Below are 15,825 nucleotides of genomic sequence, written 5' to 3'. Positions count from 1 at the left end.
GAGCGGACGTTCTGAAACGAACTTCTCTGTGCGCCTTACCGTTGGCTTCTTGGCAGTTTCTTCAATGTTGGCGCGGACTCGGGGGCGCCCCCGTGCTGCGTGGGCACGGGGGCGGCGGAGGTGTCTCTCCGATCAAGACGTCAACCCCGGCGGGCGCCTACCCGAGGCGCGCTACCGAACCTGGAACGTGATCGCGAAGCTCACCCACACCGGAACCGCCTCGTCGCGGTTCATCGCCGGGCTGAACCGGTATACGTCTGCGACACGCAGCGCCGCATCATCGAGCGCGGCGTGGCCGGACGACTGGTCGATCTGCACGCTTCCGACGGTACCGTCCGCCTCGATGAAGAAATAGACCCGAATGGTGCCCCCGATCCCGGCGTCCCGCAGGAGCGGAGGATACGCCTCTTCCATCGCCCGGACGACGTCCTGCCGATTCGTGATAGAAGGAGCTACGGTGTACGGTGTGAAGGTCGGCGCCTCCCTGATGTCTTGACGCTCGAGCGGCGCAGGTGGTTGTGGGGGCGGAGGCGGCACCAACTCCTCGACCAGCGGTGAGGACGGCTCCACCGGCTCGACTGGAGTCTGTGGGACGTCGTCACGCCACTCCGCCTCGACGACCTGCGTATCAGCAACGCCGTCGCTCTGGTTCATCCGGAACTCGAGATAGCTGCCGGTGATCAGCCCCGCGACCAACAGGGACAATACGGCTCCTTTGTTCATCATCCTCCCTCCTTCCGACTGAGTTCGGGTCACCAGCCCACGGCAACCTACGTCGGTCGCACCCGCTCGTACCAGCCTCTCGTGTTGGCAGTCCCCTCAGCCACCCGCAGATTCGGTCCCTGTTGACCCCCCTGCCTGGTGAGGGACACATTTCGAAATGAGGATCGACTTCATCGGCGGGACCATTCCACCTCCCGCGCTCGTCCTTTCAATCGCCGCCTTGACGGTTCCCGTCATCGGGGCGCTCCAGTTCCCGGAGCAACTCGGCGACTACGGCGCGTTGTTGTGGCTCACTGCGCTCCTGCCCGTATTCATGCTGGCCTACTACGGCGCTTGGCGGGGAATCGCCACCGCGTTGGCGGCCGGGATAGCGACGCTCTCCGTGACCCAGGCCGCGGTATTGCTGGCCGGGCGACAGGTGCCTGACATGCTTCTCGGGGTCGTGATCTCCTATGTCGCGATCTCACTTTGCGTCGGATGGCTAGCCGAATCGCTCCACCAGGAGCGCGCCGTGGTCGAGGACATGGCGTTCACCGATCTGCTGACCGAGCTGCCGAACCGCCGTAATGCCCACCTCTTCCTCGAGAACACGTTCGCCGCCGCCGAACGCGGGCAGCGACTCTCTCTCGTGCTCTTCGACCTCGACGACTTCAAGAAATTCAACGACAGGTTTGGACACGCGGCCGGTGACGTCGCACTTCGGGAATTCGGCGACATCCTCGAGCGCACGACACGTCGGATGGACCTGTCTGCTCGTTTCGGGGGCGAGGAATTCCTTTCAATCCTGACCTCGACGGACACCGAAGGCGCACTGATCTTCGGCGACCGCATCCGCGCCGTGCTCTCCGAGACCGACCTCAGACACGGAGATCGGCTGACCGTGAGCGCAGGTGTCGCCACATACGATCGCAGTATGCGTTCACCGGACGAGTTGCTGGCCGCCGCGGACCACGCACTCTACGAGGCGAAGAACGCGGGTCGGAACTGCTTGCGGCTCTTTGGCCACGGAATGACGGGGTCGGTGCTGGCCGCACACGACGCGCCTGAGGAGCTACTGGAGCGGGTGGGCGAAGAACCGGAAGACTGCGCGCGTGCCGGTGCCGACGTAGGAAAGAGTAGGCCGCCGCTGACGCTGCTTCCTCACCAGATCACGGGGTTCGGGAAGGGCCGCCGTGTGCTGGTCGTCGAGGACGACTATCAAGTCCGCAGTCTCGTCAGCAACTATCTGAAGAGCGAAGGCTTCGAAGTCCATCAGGGGGTCGACGTGCCCACGGGAATCCACGCCCTCTCCAAGGAGTACGACGTCATCATCACGGACCTACGGCTGCCCGCGACGCACGGCACCGAACTCATCGCCGCCGCGAAGTCGCGTTGGCCTATGACTCAGATCCTGGTGATCACGAGCCCGCACGACCCCAGGGTCGCGGCTGAAGCTTTGAGCGCGGGCGCCGATCGCTACCTGTTCAAGCCTTTCGGAATGCTGGAAATGCGGAGTCACTTGATCGATTCCTTGAATCGTCGTGACCGCATCGCAGAGCGCAACGCCAAGTCCGCCGAGCTGAGTGAGGACGCGCTCGGGCGCCAGACCGCGGTGAGGAAGGCGGTGCTGGAAGGGACCGCCTCGCTGATCCGGGCGGTCGAGGCCAGAGATCCGTTCACGGCTCAGCACGCGGCACGTGTCGCGGAGTTCGCCATGCGCGTGGCGACGAAGCTCGACCCCGACGAGAGTCTCATCGATCGGGAAGGACTCATGCTCGGGTGCCGGCTGCACGATATCGGCAACCTCGGTCTTTCCGACCGAGTGCTGAACAAGAAGGACCACCACGAGCCACACGAACGAGAGTCGGTGGAGCGGCATCCCAGCACCGGGCGCGCCCTACTGCGACCGCTTCTGGACGACGAGGTCGCGCTGGCGGTCGTCGGTTGGCACCACGAACGCTGGGATGGAAAGGGTTACCCCGATGGGCTGGCCGGCGCCGCCATCCCGCTCGCGCCGCGTCTGGTGGCGGTGTGCGATGCCCTGGATGCCATGACGAGTGACCGCGCCCATCGGCCGGCAATCGGTTGGGCCGACGCGATCGCCAAGATCGGTGATATGAGTGGCACCTGGTACGATCCCGACGTCGTCACGGCAGTACGTGCATGCGCGGAGGATCTTCACGCGATTTTCATGAAGTCCCACAGCGACACGGGGCCAGAATGACCGACCTCATGCTACGCACCGCAAAGCGCACGCACGCGTTTTCGGAGTCCGTGATCCGGCAGATGACACGGGTCGCTCAGGAACACGATGCAATCAACCTCGCGCAAGGGTTTCCGGACTTTCCCGCGCCCAAGCTGCTCAAGGACGCCGCGTGTGCGGCGATCCAGAACGACGTGAACCAGTACGCGATCACCTGGGGCACCGCGAACCTACGGCATGCGCTCTCGGAGAAATACGGCGCGATGTACGACCTCGAGTTCGACCCGGAGCGTGAGATCACGGTGACTTGCGGGGCGACCGAGGCGATGGCCGCAGTCATGCTCGCAACGATCGATCCCGGCGAGGAGGTCATCATCTTCGAGCCTTTCTACGAGAACTACGGCCCCGACGCCGTGCTATCGCAGGCGAGTCCGGTGTTTCTCCCATTGGAGGCGCCCGACTATCGGCTGGAGCGCGCGCGACTCGAGGCAGTCGTGACGCCGAAGACGCGTGCCATCGTCATCAATACGCCGAACAACCCGACTGGACGTGTGTTCGACCGGGAGGAACTCCAGGCGATCGCGGATATCTGCCGGGAGCACGACATCCTCGCGATCACCGACGAGATTTACGAGCACATCTACTACGAGGGTGAGCATCTCATGCTCGCGGCCTTCGAGGGAATGCGCGACCGTACGATCACCGTGAGTGGGCTCTCCAAGACGTTCAGCGTGACAGGTTGGCGCGTGGGAACGATCGTGGCTCCGCCGCATCTCACGGAGGCGATCCGGAAGGTGCACGACTTCCTCACAGTGGGCGCCCCTGCTCCGCTGCAGGAGGCATGCGCGGTCGGCATTCGTGAGCTCGGCGAAGACTACTACACTCAGATGGTCGAGGCCTACAGGGAGCGGCGTGGCGTGCTCGTCTCAGCGCTGCAGAGCGCAGGATTCGGCTGCACGACGCCCCAAGGTGCGTATTACGTGCTGGCGGACTTCAGCGGGATCTCCGATGAGGACGACACCACCTTCTCGAAGCGATTGACGAGCGAGGGCGGTGTCGCCCCCGTCCCGGGCTCAAGCTTCTACAGCGCTCCTGAGGGGGGGCGCTCTGTCGTGCGCTTCGTCTTTTGCAAGCGCCTCGAGACACTGCATGCCGCTGCGGAACGACTGAGAGCCTTTGCGCGCCCCTGAGCGAGACGGTCTTATTCGCACTACTGCTCGGGTCACACTATTCGGGTTCGAGCCAACCGAGGCGCTTGCGTCCATCCGACCGCGCGGACGTCGTTGGCGCGTCGGCGGAGCCGCCAGAACGATGGGCATCTTCCTCGTGATCGCGCCGGTCGCGGCCATCGTCCCACCCCACGCCCCTTGGGGGATCGGTGCGCTCGCAGTTGGCATCATCCTGGCGCGACGACGCATGATCGAACGATTCACCCTGATCGCCCTAGAGGGCACGTGCCCCAACTGTGACGAGCCCCTCAGGGTGAAACGCACCCGGCTTCGCACACCACACCCGATCACGTGTGAGGGGTGTCACCATCAGGCCTCCTTGAAAGTCCCCGCCGAGACGCTGGCCGCCGCCATGACGGACTGACTATTCGGGCGCCTCCCGCAACACGGGGAGGGGAGGCTTTGTCAGCAGGCTTCGACTGCCGAGGAGCCCCACGAGGACGGTAAGGCCGGCCACAACCGCCCAGATCGCGATGAGCGGCATCACGCGTGGGGCGTAGGTGAGTTCAAATACGTTCGGTACGACGACCGCGCCGGCGACTACCGCCAAGAGCAGGCCGCTGGCGCTGGCCAGTGTGCCGAGCGCCAAATACTCGGCAAATAGGACCGTCAGCACCTGCTTTCGGCTGGCGCCGAGTATCTTGAGCAGCGCACCCTCGCGGAGGCGTTGAACACGGGACGTGGCGAGCGCGCTGATCAGCACCAGCACACCTGCGAGCGCGCTGAACGCCCCTAGGAAGCCGACCGCCTGCCGGACGCGAGAGAGAACTGAGTCGATCGCCTCTTGGACCCGTGAGAAGTCGAGCGCCGACACGTTCGGAAACGCCCGGACCAGATCTCGCTGCACTGCAGCTCGCGCGCCAGGGTCCGCAAGCCGCGCCACGATCATGACGGTCTGCGGTGCGTCCTCGAGCCCCCCCGGCTCCAGAATCGCATAGAAGTTCGGCTCCATGCGGTTCCAATCCACTCGCCGGAGGTTCGTCACCACGGATGGGACGCGCATCCCCGAGATATCCCACGTGATGGTATCGCCGAGGCGGACCTTGAGGCTCTCGGCGACCCCCAACTCGAGCGAGAGCCGAGTAAGGCCCCCGGCATCGACCTCTTCGCCGTCTTCCTCCCCTGGAGTCCCGTCCCACCAGCGGCCGTGCACCAACGTCTCCGCGCGCCCGAGCTCGGCGCGGTAGCTGTTCCGGTATTCCCTTCTCAGAGCCCAGCCATCGGGGCGCCGTTCTCGTACGGTGTCAGCGCGCAACTCGTCCGGGCCCCTTCCGTTGATCGCCACGATCTTGGACGGGACCAGCGGTGCCACTTCTGCGCTGCTCCGGGCTGGTTCGGGCAGCAGGTCGATCACGCCCTGGACCTGGTCCGTCTGGACGTCGAAGAACAGAACGTTGGGTTGTCCCTCGCCAAACGACACCCTGAGGTCGTTGCGAATATTGCCCTCGACCTCGACGACTGTGCCGATGACGAACGCTCCGAAGCCCAATGCGAGCGTGACGGCCACCGTCTGGTTTCGAGGGCGAAAGAGGTTCGACACGCCCTGTCGGATCGGGTACGAGGCGCCTCGCGGAAAGAAACGGCGGGTCAGGCGAGTCAGCGACCAGCCCACGAGGGTCAGCACGCCGACCGCGACAGCGAGAGCACCGGCGAAGCCGAGTCCGAGCGTCGCCTCGGGCGCCTCGATGATGCACAGGATCAGCACGCTTGCCGCGAGCAGCGCGTAGGCACCGATCGTCAGCGGGTCAGCGCGTCGACGTGCGGGCTCGAAGTCCTGACGCAGCGCTTGCAGTGGGGACACGTCCTTCACCCCGAGCAACGGGATCAACGCGAAGATTAGCGCGACCCACACGCCGATTCCGAGGCCGGTGAGCGCGGAACCGAGGGAGAAGCGCGTGCTGACCTCCACCGGTAAGAAATCGGTCAGGACGAGGGGGAGCGTCTCCTGCACCAGGACTCCGAGCGCCACCCCCGCCAATGAACCCACGAGCCCCATGGCTCCAGCCTGGATCAGGTAGGCGAGGAACGCGGTCCATTGGCTCGCTCCCATGCACCGGAGCACCGCCACTCCCGGTCGCTTCTCGCGCACGTACACGTGGATCGAGCTCGCGACCCCGACCCCGCCGAGCAGGAGGGCCGCCAGCCCCACGAGCGCCAGAAAGCGCCCGAGGAATCGGATCCCGTTGGAGAGGCTCTGCGCCTGTTCCTCCGCGGTGGTGTAGCGCACCTGGGTGGCCGAGAAGAGGTCTCCGTACCGTTCCCGCAGCGCGAAGCGGTCGTCTCGTTCCGGCAACCGAAGGAAGACCTCATAGCGGGCCAGCGAAGCAAAGCCGAGCAACCCGGCCCGGGTCATGGCTTCCTGCGAGAGGTAAACCCGAGGTCCGATAGCGAAATTGAAACCGAGGTCCGTCGGCAGGTCAGCCACGGTCGCCGCAATCACCAGGCGAGCGCGGCCCACCACGAGCGTGTCACCCACGCGCGTGTCGAGCTGCGTGAGCACGGCGGGATCGACCAGGACTTCGCCCGGGCCGATGCCCCCGGTCCAGCGACCTGCCGGCTCCGTCGAGACGGCGCCGTAGAAGGGGTAGCCCCCGCTCACCGCCCTCACCTGCATAAGGCGAACCGTGCCCGAGACCGGCGCGAGCACCATTGAGCCGGTCGTCGTCACTCGAGCGATCTCGACGCCGGCCCGGCTTAGCGAATCCAGGAGCGTGTTGATGGAATCCGGGAGTACTCGGCCGGCGGTAAGGCGTGCGTTGGCCCCCATGAGCACGTCCGCCTCTTCCTGAATCGAGCGTGCTACGTCGTCTCGGAAAGAGTGGATGGAGACCAGAGCTGCCACTCCCAGCGTGATCGACGCCATGTATACGCCCACGCGGCGGAGGCTGTGTCGGCTCTCCCGCATCGCGAAGCGCACGGCGAAACCGAGGCGTAGCCTGCTTCTCAAGCTGTATGCCCTGCCCGGTCCGAGACGATCCGGCCCCCCGCCAGCGACACGATTCTGTGTGCCCGTGCCGCGAGCGAGAGGTCGTGCGTCACCATGACGAGAGTCGTACACGCGTCGCGATTCAACTCTTCGAGGATGTCGACGATGCCTTCACCGGTCTCCTGGTCGAGATTCCCGGTCGGCTCGTCGGCGAACAAGATCTTCGGGCGATTGGCGAAGGCGCGTGCCAGAGCTACTCTTTGCTGTTCTCCGCCGGAGAGTTGAGCGGGAAAGTGGTCGAGCCGGTCACCGAGGCCTACGCGCTCCAGGAGGGCCGTAGCCTCGTTGCGCAGGCCCTTGGCGGTGCCTCGGAGCTCCAGGGGCACCAGCACGTTCTCCAGCGCGGTCAACGTCGGAAACAGATAAAACGTTTGAAACACGAAACCGACCTGTTGGACCCGAAATTCGGCTCGACCGTCTTCGGTAAGCGCGAAAATGTCTTCGCCGTCGAGGTATACGCGACCACGGGTCGGCTCGTCGAGTCCGGCCAGGAGGCCCAAGAGCGTCGTCTTGCCGCTCCCCGAGGGGCCGACGACGGCCACGAAGGACTCGGGCTCGATTTCGAGATCGATGGAGGTCAGCACCGGCAAGGGCCGGCCTCCGCTCATGTAGGTTTTCTCGAGGCCCTGGGCCACGATCATCATATGCGACGCTTCCTCTTCATCATCTCGATGCTAGCCTGTGCCACTTGCGCGCAGCCCGATGACCCAGCTTCCGGCACGCCGGATGTCGGGGAGGCCGCCTCCGCTCACCGACAGGCGGGAGCGACGCCTCCGGACGAGCGACCGACCGTCGTCTTTCTCGGCACGAGCCTCACCGCCGGACTCGGTCTAGTCAGCGACGAGGATAGCTACGTCGCCCGTCTGGCGGAACTGGCCGATTCGGCAGGCTTGCCGTTCCGGCCCGTGAACGCCGGAGTTTCCGGAGAGACGAGCGCAGGGGGCGTGCGACGTCTGGATTGGGTCCTGCGTGAACCTCTCGCTGTGCTCGTCCTGGAGCTCGGCGCCTACGACGGCCTTCGAGGTCACGATCCAGCGACGCTCGAAGACAACCTCCGCACGATCGTCGATCGTACCCGCGCACGGTACCCAGGCACGCGGGTGGTGATCGCCGGGATGGAGGCACCCCCCAATTTCGGGCATACGTACACGGATAGGTTTCGTGAGATCTTTGCGACCGTGGCGGAAGACACCGGCTCGGCACTCATCCCCTTCTTGCTCGAGGGCGTCGCCGGCGTCCCCGAACTCAACCAGGACGATCGCATCCACCCCACTGCTGAGGGCCACGAGCGCGTGGCACGGAACGTATGGACCGTCCTAGAGGGCGTCTTGCGGGAGCTAGAAGGGTCACGATGAGCCAGAGTCCGTTCAGCTTCGGGACGAAAATCCTCGGGACCGGCGCACTGTTCCTTTTTACATTGCTCGGGCTGGGCTTCGCGCTGCCGGCTACCTGGGAGGCCGAAGCGAGGGGGCTCCTGCGGGCAACACCGGACGCCGCGTTTCGGTACCTCGACTCTCCGGAGGGTTGGCTAGCTTGGACGCCGTGGCCAGACAGCAGCACGGTCTCGGGACCCGAGAGGGGAGCCGGAGCGACGCTGCGCTGGGACGATCCCGAATTCGGCAGCGGGACCTTTACGATCGTCCAGGCCGACGCCCCGACGCATGTGAGCTACAGAGTCGAGGTCAACGATGGGAGGATGTGGACACTCGGCACGCTGGAGCTAACCCCAGAGGGGACGGGGACGCGCGTGCGCTGGCGCGAGGAAGGCGACCTGGGCCGCAATCCGCTCATGGGATACTGGGCGCTCTCAATGGATCGCGCCCAGAGCGAAGAGCTTCAGAAAAGCCTGGACCGCCTAGCGGTATTGCTCGCCGACTCGGCAGGCGCCATGGCGGTCGACTCGATCGTGACTGCAGCTCCCGACTCTACTGGTTACGAGCCCAGTTGATCAGATCCCGATTCGTCTCGGTCTTCTTCATGGCACCCAGCAACTCCATCATTCCGTCCGAGGGGCCAGCTCCGGAGAACTGACGGCGCATGGCGTGTGACAGCCAGAGCGCGTCCTCGTCGAGTAGCAGCTCCTCCTTCCGCGTCGCGGAAAGGGGAAGGTCGATCGCCGGGTAGATTCTGCGGTCAGCCAGCTCCCGCGACAGAACCAGTTCGCTGTTCCCCGTACCCTTAAACTCTTCGAAGATGACCTGGTCCATTCGAGATCCGGTATCCACGAGCGCGGTCGCGATGATCGTCAGCGATCCACCACCCTGCGTATCCGAGATCTTACGGGCGCTACCCAGGAAGCGCTTCGGCTTCTCGAGCGAGTTGGCGTCCAGTCCACCGGACATCGTGCGTCCGCTGCCCCCCTTGATCGTGTTGTGTGCGCGCGCCAACCGGGTGATCGAGTCGAGGATGATGACGACGTCTTCACCCTGCTCCACCCGACGACGCGCACGCTCCAGCGTAATCTCTGCTACCTGGACATGCCGCGCGGCGGGTTGGTCGAACGTCGAAGCGACGACTTCCCCGAACCCGCACTGCTCCATCTCGGTGACTTCCTCAGGGCGTTCGTCCACCAAGAGGATGATGAGGTGGCATTCCGGATTGTTCGTGACGATGCCCTGGGCCACGGCCTGGAGAATGGTGGTCTTTCCGGCCTTGGCAGGCGCCACGATCATCGCGCGCTGCCCCTTGCCGAACGGGCAGATGAGATCGATGACCCGGTTGGTGTAGTCTGGCTGTCCAAGCAGCGTTCGGCCGCACTCGAGCACGAGCTGCTCGTTCGGGTGCGTTGCACTCAACCGTTGGAACTCGGGCCGCCCCACCATGTCCTCCGGCGGCTTGTCGTTCACGCGTTGCAGATGCGCGAGCGGGGGGCTCTTTCCGTTCCGCGCATGACCCACGATACCCACGAGCTCGTCTCCGGTACGGAGGCCGAACTTCTGGATCATGCGGGAGCCCACGTAGATATCGTCGTTTCCGGGAGTGTACCCGGACTCCCGACGCCGAACGAATCCGGAGCCGCTACCCAGAACCTCAAGGAGGCCCAACGGTCTCGATTCTGCTTCCAGTTCTGCAGGATCGTCGGGGAGTTGTGCGAGGAGTTCCTGTTCCGTCGGCTCGTGCTGTCGTTCCTGACCTGGCGAACGACGGCGGCGGCCGCGGCGCCGGCGCTTGTTGCGCGGCAGCTTGTCACGGTCTCCCTCGCCCTGTGGTTTCTCTGGCGATTCGGGCACGTCTTAACCCATGTTGCGGAGTCGACATCCGATTCGAGACAACTGCTCACGGATGCCTTTGAATGAACTCCGTACCAACGGAGTCATGGACCTATCCTCTCCAGCCGGCCAGGAGGCCGTTCTGGCGCCGACGCAACAGCATCGACCGGACACCATCAATCTTCCATCATCGACGCCGCGGATCAAGGCGGCTGTCAAATACCCTACCCGTGAGGACACGAATGATGATGCTCGTTCGAGCCGCCGAGGGTTTCTCAGGGCCCTCGCTGCGGGTGCCGTGGGGGGTCCGATCCTGGCATATGCGCAAGCCCTCGATGCGGCGCTCGCATCGTCGATGGCAAGGCTCACGTTTCGTGCAGACAGCGTATCCGCAGTCCGAAGACCGCGTGACCAGTACCTTCTCGCTCTAGTGGTGCGCGGCGCTTGAAGATTCGGTGTCCTCTCGCTTCGAGCATGGTGTCCCAGACCCGGGACAGCCACGACTCTGCGACGACACATGAAATCGTGACTATAAGTCGCTGTAGTACAATAGATTAGGAGTTTACATGGATCGTGGCATGGCCCGTGCAATGTTCGTCGCTGGTAGTTATTATCTGATGGGAGGGATATCGTGCGTACCGCCGCTAGAGTGACGCTGGTGCTCGCTGCCTTGACCGCCTTTTCGGCGAACGAGACCCGTGGGCAGGCTCATCTGTCGTTCTCCGTGGGCGTCGGTCCGTTGTTTGCCGGCGTCGGGTTCGGGATCGGTGGAGGTTACTACGCACCGGGCTCGCTGTACGCGGGCATTAGGTTGGGATTGGGCCACCACTCCCCGTACAACGATTACGCGTACGGGCTTTATTCCGAGTCGTATGACGGCTGGGGCCGAGGCTATCGCGGACGTCGGTCCTCCTATTCGTGCTGGGACTACTACTGGGACAGCTACTGGGACCCGTACAGCGACTGGTTCTACGACTGCGTAGCGTATAGCCCGTGGCGGTACAACTCCTTCCGCACTCGGAGCTGGTTCAGTCGGAGGGGCGGCTACTATGGCTCCCGCAGCGCCTTCGTATTCATCCGTGACCCCTTCGCGAGTCTCTGGGGACCCTATTGGGACTACGATCCCTGGGGCGGCTACTGGGGTGGTGGCGTCTACTACACCGGTGGCGGCTACGGCGCGTACTATGGCGGCCACCATGGCGGCTACTACGGTGGCGTGCGCACGATCTATGGATACGGCGGCCGCACGACCGTCGTCGTCAATCGCCCTTCGCCGCTGATCGGCGCCGGCTCTGGGTACAAGGAGAATCCTCGGACAGCTACAGGCCGAACGGCCACGCGACGTTCCGGGACTACCACAACCGCCGCTGCCCCCGCACGGACTCCGGCGCAAGCCGGAGCCGATACCGGTCGGCGAGCTCGGCCCTCGAGTGCTCCCACGGCCGGTCGCCCGGGGACGAGGACGGCTCGGCTCGGTGGTCCAGCTGCGGCACCGCCGCGACGGGTAGGTGGCACGCCGGCCGGCGGCCGGCCCTCCGACCGTCTGACGGGGCGCACAGCTACGCGGGCGCCGACGCCTCGGCTCGACGACGCGCGCCCATCGACCCGTGCTTCGGCCCCTCGTTCCGCGCCGAGGGCCGAAGGCACGTCGACCCGTGCGCGGCCGTCTTCCCAGCTGCCGTCTCGCAATCCTGCGACGGCACGTCCGACTGCCACACGCTCTCCGTCACCGCGGGCGAGTTCGGGCGCAGACCGGCCCGGCGCAAGGGCGACTCCGAGGACGACTCCGAGGACGACTCCGTCGACGCGTCGCACGCCCGCGCGGGCACCGACGACGCGCTCGGCGCCGTCCAGAACGCCCACGACCCGTTCAGCACAGCCGTCGCGAGGAAGCGCGAGAGCGGCGCCGTCTCGTGCGCCAAGTACGAGGTCCACACCGTCTCGCGCGCCTAGTACGCGGTCAGCACCGTCTCGCGCGCCCAGCGCGAGGTCAGCGCCGTCCCGCACGCCAACCGCGAGGTCAGCTCCATCTCGCGCGCCAAGTACGCGGTCAGCGCCGTCCCGCGCGCCGAGAACGAGGTCAGCGCCGTCCCGGGCGCCCAGCATGAGGTCGACACCCTCGCGGGCTCCGTCGACGCGTTCGGTGGCGCGTTCGGCGCCGCGGGCACAGGTGAAGCCGCCAGCGCGCTCGTCTCGAGGGGGCTCCAGCCGACCGGCGACCCGTCGGCGCGGCGGCTGAACGCGGCCCGCTGTACTTCTGCCACGGGCGGAACTACTCCGGACGCGTCAGCAGCCCGTTCTGAACCACCGCGCTGCACGGATTCGACCCGACCCAATACGATAGTTCGGCCGGGCGTCGAACGGACCAGACCGAGACGTCGGCTCGGGCACCGACCTCGAGCGTGCCCAGCTCCCCGGCGGCGCCAAGCACGGGGGCCGCGTTCCGCGTCATGCCTGCGAGAGCTTCCTCCGGCGTGAGGCCAAACAGCACGCACGCCATGTTCATCGCCGCCAACGGTGAGCCGACGGGTGACGAGCCAGGATTGAGATCGGTCGCCACGGCGATCGGAACCCCGTTCCGACGGAACGCCTCGATGGGCGGCGCCTGGGTGCCCCTCAGAAAGTAGAACGCGCCGGGCAGCACGACGGCGGTGACGCCCGCCTCGGCCATCGCCTGGACCCCTGCCTCCGACGCGTACTCGAGGTGGTCCGCCGAGCGGGCAGCGTGTTCGGAGGCGAGCGCCGCACCTCCGAGGTCCGAGAACTGGTCGGCATGAAGGCGAACGGCGAGCCCGTGTCGGGCTCCGGCTTCGAAGACGCGTGCGCACTCTTCGCGTGTGAAGGCGATGCCTTCCGAGAAGGCGTCCACCGCGTCCGCGAGTCCCTCTGCAGCCGCTGTCGGGATCATCTGGTCACATACGAGGCTCAGATAAGCGTTGCGATCGGTCTCGAACTCGGGTGGCAACGCATGGGCTCCGAGCAGAGTGGTGCTCACGCGGATCGGATATTCGTCTGCGAGGCGTCGTGCGACGCGCAGCATGCGTAGCTCGCTCTCGAGATCGAGCCCGTACCCCGACTTGACCTCGACGCTCGTGACACCATGTGCGAGCAAGGTCGACAGCCGCTCGCCCGCGGAAGCGAAGAGGTCGTCTTCGGACGCCGCGCGGGTCGCCTTCACAGTGGAGAGAATGCCACCCCCCGCGCGCGCGATCTCTTCGTATGACGCGCCCTGGAGCCGCAGCTCGAATTCGCGAGCCCGGTCGCCCCCGAACACCAGGTGCGTGTGGCAATCGATGAGCCCGGGGGTCGCCCATCCTCCCGCTGCATCCAAGGTCTCCGCAGGGTCCGCGACGAGTTCCGAGGGAGCGTCCGCGGCCTCTCCCAGCCACTCGATACGGCCCTCGCGGGTGACGAGCACGGCATCGGGTATCGCGCCATACGGTTCTTCGCCCGCGACCATGGTCGCGAGGTGGACGTTGGTGATCAGCAGGTCGCAGCTGGCCAGGAACCCTCCTCATTGACGCGATCTTCGCCGGCAATCTACACTCTGGCGCAAATGGCCGACCTCTTCTTCTCCGACGTTCTTCTTCCCGACGGGTGGGCGGCGTCCGTTCGCGTGTCGATCGCCGCCGACGGTTCGATCGAGAGCGTGACACGCGGCAGCGACGCCGACGGTTGCGAACTCGTGACCGGGATCGCCGTGCCAGGGGTACCCAATCTCCACTCGCACGCGTTCCAGCGCGCGATGGCGGGCCTCGCGGAACGGAGCTCAGAGCGAGGAGACTCGTTCTGGGGATGGCGGGAGCGCATGTACGCCTTCTTGGAACGTCTCGATCCGGACGACGTGGAGGCGGTCGCGGCGCAGCTCCAGATAGAGCTGCTGCGCAACGGCTATACGTGTGTCGCTGAATTCCACTACTTGCGGAACACTCCCGACGGGAGCCCCTACGCAGACCCGGTGGAAATGGCGCGCCGGGTTCTGGCCGCGGCGGAGTTGACCGGCATCGGCCTCACGCTCTTGCCTGTCGTGTACCGCACGTCCGACTTCGGAGGCGTGCCGCCAACGCACGGACAGCGGCGCTTCGTGGCGACTGTCGAAGAACTTCTCAACGACATATCAACCCTTCACAAGGACGCGTCAGACCACACCGTCCAGCGTGTCGGGATGGCGCTCCACTCGCTGAGGGCAGTGCCCAGCGAGGAGCTGCAGATGGCGTTGAGCGCCTTCCAGGATGTGGACGGGACCGCGCCGATTCACATCCACATCGCAGAGCAGCGCCGTGAGGTCGAGGCGTGTCTTGCCTGCTTCGGCGCCCGCCCGGTCGAGTGGCTCTTGGCGCACGCCGCGGTCGATGAGCGTTGGTGCGCGATCCACGCGACGCACATGACGAGCGCAGAGACCCTCGCGTTGGCAGCGAGCGGCGCCGTGGCTGGTCTCTGCCCCACGACCGAAGCTAACCTCGGCGACGGAGTTTTCTCGTTCGCCGACTACACGGCCGGACACGGCGCTTGGGGCGTCGGCACGGACTCGCATGTCAGTGTCAGCCCGGTCGCAGATCTGCGAATGCTCGAATACAGCCAGAGGCTGGCCACTCGAGAGCGCAACATCGCGGCGGGTCAGACGGATCGTTCCACCGGTCGCGCGCTTCTCGAAGGTGCCTGGGCCGGTGGTGCCCAGGCGTGCGGTCAGAAGATCGGGTCGATCTCTGCGGGTGCCAGAGCCGATATCGTGGTGCTGGACGGTGAGCATCCGTCGCTCGTGGGCCGACGCGGCGACGAGGTCCTGGACTCCTGGATCTTCAGCGGTGAGGCGACGCCTGTGCGACACGTGATGGTCGGGGGGTCGTGGGTGGTGAGGGACGGCCGACACGATCAAGAAGAAGAAGTCGCGACTCGCTACCGCGCAGTCGCCGAGCGGCTCAGGGGCTGACTCAATGGGCGGAGCAGCTACCCGTCCATCATCGGGATCTTGAGCCCTGCGGCCTTGGCGGTCTTCACCGCGGTGTCATAGCCCGCGTCCACGTGTCGCGCTACTCCGATGCCTGGATCGTTCGTGAGCACCCGCTCGATGCGCTCACCCATCTCCGGTGTGCCGTCTGCGACGACGACCTGGCCGGCGTGCAGCGAGTTGCCGATGCCGACGCCTCCGCCGTGGTGGAACGAGACCCAACTCGCGCCGGACGCAGTGTTGAGAAGCGCGTTCAAGATCGGCCAGTCGGCGACCGCGTCGGTGCCGTCCTTCATCCCCTCGGTCTCTCGGTTGGGAGACGCGACCGAACCCGTGTCCAGGTGGTCGCGCCCGATGACGATCGGCGCGCTGATCTCGCCCGCCGCGACCAGGTCGTTGATGGCCTTACCGAAGCGGGCACGTGCCCCCTGCCCTAGCCAGCAAATCCGAGACGGAAGCCCCTGGAACGCGACCTTGTCGTGCGCGAGGCGAATCCATCGGCAGAGGTGCTCGTCCTCGGGGAACATCTCGAGCACGAGCTCGTCCGT

Annotated in this window: 14 protein-coding genes; 6 read left to right on the top strand and 8 right to left on the bottom strand. The window is 65.7% G+C overall.

Annotation, left to right across the window (positions count from 1 at the left end):
* Positions 1–171: 171 nt before the first annotated feature.
* A complete protein-coding gene (locus IIB36_15265; GenBank protein MCH7533096.1) occupies positions 172–726 on the bottom strand; it encodes an energy transducer TonB in 555 nt (184 codons plus the stop codon).
* 154 nt (positions 727–880) lie between these two features.
* On the opposite strand from IIB36_15265, the gene IIB36_15260 reads away from it, so the two are divergent.
* The 3 genes from IIB36_15260 to IIB36_15250 all read left to right on the top strand — a co-directional run bounded on the left by IIB36_15260 (position 881) and on the right by IIB36_15250 (position 4,498).
* Entirely contained in the window at positions 881–2,926 is a 2,046-nt protein-coding gene (locus tag IIB36_15260; protein ID MCH7533095.1) for a diguanylate cyclase, read from the top strand.
* Positions 2,923–4,095: an aminotransferase class I/II-fold pyridoxal phosphate-dependent enzyme gene (locus tag IIB36_15255; GenBank protein ID MCH7533094.1), complete on the top strand. Its 1,173-nt coding sequence runs from the start codon at positions 2,923–2,925 to the stop codon at positions 4,093–4,095. The genes IIB36_15260 and IIB36_15255 overlap by 4 nt, the downstream gene beginning before the upstream one ends.
* A gap of 121 nt (positions 4,096–4,216) precedes the next feature.
* Positions 4,217–4,498, top strand: coding sequence for a hypothetical protein (locus IIB36_15250; protein ID MCH7533093.1), 282 nt, complete (start codon positions 4,217–4,219; stop codon positions 4,496–4,498).
* Here IIB36_15250 and IIB36_15245 read toward each other — a convergent pair whose 3' ends face one another.
* Both IIB36_15245 and IIB36_15240 read right to left on the bottom strand, forming a co-directional pair.
* Positions 4,499–7,081 (bottom strand): FtsX-like permease family protein, encoded by a 2,583-nt coding sequence (locus IIB36_15245; protein MCH7533092.1) that lies wholly within the window; start codon positions 7,079–7,081, stop codon positions 4,499–4,501.
* Entirely contained in the window at positions 7,078–7,764 is a 687-nt protein-coding gene (locus tag IIB36_15240) for an ABC transporter ATP-binding protein (protein ID MCH7533091.1), read from the bottom strand. Before IIB36_15240 ends, IIB36_15245 begins: the two co-directional genes overlap by 4 nt.
* On the opposite strand from IIB36_15240, the gene IIB36_15235 reads away from it, so the two are divergent.
* On the top strand, positions 7,765–8,475 hold the full coding sequence (locus IIB36_15235; protein ID MCH7533090.1) for an arylesterase: 711 nt from the start codon (positions 7,765–7,767) through the stop codon (positions 8,473–8,475). It abuts the gene before it with no gap.
* Positions 8,472–9,068: an SRPBCC family protein gene (locus IIB36_15230; GenBank protein ID MCH7533089.1), complete on the top strand. Its 597-nt coding sequence runs from the start codon at positions 8,472–8,474 to the stop codon at positions 9,066–9,068. Before IIB36_15235 ends, IIB36_15230 begins: the two co-directional genes overlap by 4 nt.
* Here the strand turns inward: IIB36_15230 and rho are convergent.
* From rho to IIB36_15210, 4 genes are all read right to left on the bottom strand, one after another.
* Complete coding sequence (rho, locus tag IIB36_15225) at positions 9,046–10,350, bottom strand: transcription termination factor Rho (GenBank protein ID MCH7533088.1); 1,305 nt, start codon at positions 10,348–10,350, stop codon at positions 9,046–9,048. The genes IIB36_15230 and rho overlap by 23 nt on opposite strands.
* A gap of 1,538 nt (positions 10,351–11,888) precedes the next feature.
* Positions 11,889–12,251: a hypothetical protein gene (locus IIB36_15220; protein MCH7533087.1), complete on the bottom strand. Its 363-nt coding sequence runs from the start codon at positions 12,249–12,251 to the stop codon at positions 11,889–11,891.
* Between the two features lie 27 nt (positions 12,252–12,278).
* On the bottom strand, positions 12,279–12,593 hold the full coding sequence (locus IIB36_15215) for a hypothetical protein (protein MCH7533086.1): 315 nt from the start codon (positions 12,591–12,593) through the stop codon (positions 12,279–12,281).
* 8 nt (positions 12,594–12,601) lie between these two features.
* Complete coding sequence (locus IIB36_15210; protein ID MCH7533085.1) at positions 12,602–13,834, bottom strand: imidazolonepropionase; 1,233 nt, start codon at positions 13,832–13,834, stop codon at positions 12,602–12,604.
* Between the two features lie 51 nt (positions 13,835–13,885).
* Here IIB36_15210 and IIB36_15205 point away from each other — a divergent pair, with 51 nt between their 5' ends.
* Entirely contained in the window at positions 13,886–15,259 is a 1,374-nt protein-coding gene (locus IIB36_15205) for a formimidoylglutamate deiminase (GenBank protein MCH7533084.1), read from the top strand.
* A 17-nt stretch (positions 15,260–15,276) separates the two neighbouring features.
* Here the strand turns inward: IIB36_15205 and IIB36_15200 are convergent.
* The coding region (locus IIB36_15200) for a urocanate hydratase (GenBank protein MCH7533083.1) at positions 15,277–15,825 on the bottom strand (549 nt) is incomplete at its 5' end.

This window comes from Gemmatimonadota bacterium (assembly GCA_022560615.1).
Lineage (GTDB): Bacteria > Gemmatimonadota > Gemmatimonadetes > Longimicrobiales > Gaopeijiaceae > UBA1138.
Note: the sequence above shows the minus strand (reverse complement) of the source record. Positions and strands in the feature narration are given on the sequence as shown.

Bases quoted from the DNA above. Each gene is read 5' to 3' on its own strand.
- IIB36_15250 (MCH7533093.1), top strand. From the start codon at position 4,217: ATGGGCATCTTCCTCGTGATCGCGCCGGTCGCGGCCATCGTCCCACCC.
- IIB36_15260 (MCH7533095.1), top strand. From the start codon at position 881: ATGAGGATCGACTTCATCGGCGGGACCATTCCACCTCCCGCGCTCGTC.
- IIB36_15240 (MCH7533091.1), bottom strand. From the start codon at position 7,764: ATGATGATCGTGGCCCAGGGCCTCGAGAAAACCTACATGAGCGGAGGC.
- IIB36_15230 (MCH7533089.1), top strand. From the start codon at position 8,472: ATGAGCCAGAGTCCGTTCAGCTTCGGGACGAAAATCCTCGGGACCGGC.
- IIB36_15205 (MCH7533084.1), top strand. From the start codon at position 13,886: ATGGCCGACCTCTTCTTCTCCGACGTTCTTCTTCCCGACGGGTGGGCG.
- IIB36_15235 (MCH7533090.1), top strand. From the start codon at position 7,765: ATGCGACGCTTCCTCTTCATCATCTCGATGCTAGCCTGTGCCACTTGC.
- IIB36_15265 (MCH7533096.1), bottom strand. From the start codon at position 726: ATGATGAACAAAGGAGCCGTATTGTCCCTGTTGGTCGCGGGGCTGATC.
- IIB36_15255 (MCH7533094.1), top strand. From the start codon at position 2,923: ATGACCGACCTCATGCTACGCACCGCAAAGCGCACGCACGCGTTTTCG.